The following is a 1,334-nucleotide window of genomic DNA, read 5'->3' on the forward strand; positions in this document are numbered from 1 at the left end:
CCAAATAAATTAAACTTTGAAGTTAAAAATGAAGCCCCAGCTGGAATCGAAAATGATGGTAACTTATACCCACATCTCTATGGACCTTTACAAACAAGGGCTGTAAGTAGAGTTTATGAACTGACGATCGATTCGCAAGGTAATTTCCAAGAAGATGAACTCGAGGTGAAATTGTTCTAACAAGCAATTCAAAGCGGACGCCTAGTACGGTCGTATTTTTTGCAAAAGAGCCGCAAAAAACTGCGCCTGCACTCTGGGCCGTTTAATTAGGCGTTGTATCAAGGGAATAATGTGCAACTATGAAAGCTAAAATCGAGAAATGTAATGTTCCAAACAGTAGCCAAATATCGAAAAGTTTGAGTGGCGCTTACTATTCTGATGCTTATTGTTTTCCTACAAAATATAGGGAAAGAACATCACTTCAAATTTGGTTAGCGCATGTTTCAACTGTGCCTGCTTGGGTAAACTTTTTAATGGCCGCACGAAACAAATTAGTATCAGCTCTGGGTCTAAAAAACCTTGGACACCTAGGTGCAGTGGATGAAGGAAAGCCAATTAATAATTACCGAGTTGGTGATAGAGTAGGGATATTTACCATATTATCACTGAGCGATAATGAAATTGTTTTAGGTGATTCAGATAAACACTTGGATGTGAAAGTATCGGTTTTTAAAGAGATTAATGATAGTGAGTTTATTACAATATCTACGGTTGTCCATGTTCATAACGCGCTTGGAAAGGCATATATGCTGGTTGTAGAGCCAATACATAAATTGATAGTTCCTTCAACAATAAAGCGAGCTGAGTTTAGTTAAATTAATGCATGACAAGTTGCTCAAGTTCGTCTGTAAACTGACTTGACCGTATTGGTGGTGCCCTCGCGTTATGTTTTGGGCATAGCTGGTTATTGCGGGGTTGGTAAAGTTTCAAAATTGTCACAAATATTCGCTACCAGTCTACAATATATATTTGTAGAAAGTATGGAGATTACATAATGCCTAAGTATAAACTTACTTATTTCGATATCGATGGTGGGCGTGCTGAACCACTCCGCATTGCTTTTCACACGGCGGGAATCAATTTTGAAGACAAGCGCATATCGTTTCCCGAGTTTGGCGAGATGCGTTCGGACACGCGCTTTAATTCAGTACCTGTACTTGACATCGATGGCGCTCAGATAACTCAATCTAACGCTATTAGCCGCTACGTGGGAAAGATGGGCGGCCTGTATCCTGCAGACGATCTGCAAGCGCTTTACTGTGATGAAGTATTGGATGCCCTCGAGGATATCAGCCCTATTACATCGTTCAAACTTTTGGGCTGCAGGGAGAGGA

General features: G+C 40.5%; 3 protein-coding genes. All 3 read left to right on the plus strand.

The features are described from left to right. Window positions 1-180: DUF952 domain-containing protein (locus PE36_RS24675; protein WP_006034634.1), on the plus strand; the 180-nt coding region annotated here is incomplete at its 5' end. A gap of 119 nt (window positions 181-299) precedes the next feature. Next, entirely contained in the window at window positions 300-815 is a 516-nt protein-coding gene (locus PE36_RS23565; protein ID WP_006034635.1) for a DUF2867 domain-containing protein, read from the plus strand. 179 nt (window positions 816-994) lie between these two features. Continuing rightward, window positions 995-1,334, plus strand: a 340-nt coding sequence (locus PE36_RS23570; RefSeq protein ID WP_006034636.1) for a glutathione S-transferase N-terminal domain-containing protein, incomplete at its 3' end; no start/stop codon positions are given.

It is taken from the genome of Moritella sp. PE36, assembly GCF_000170855.1.
Taxonomy (GTDB): domain Bacteria; phylum Pseudomonadota; class Gammaproteobacteria; order Enterobacterales; family Moritellaceae; genus Moritella.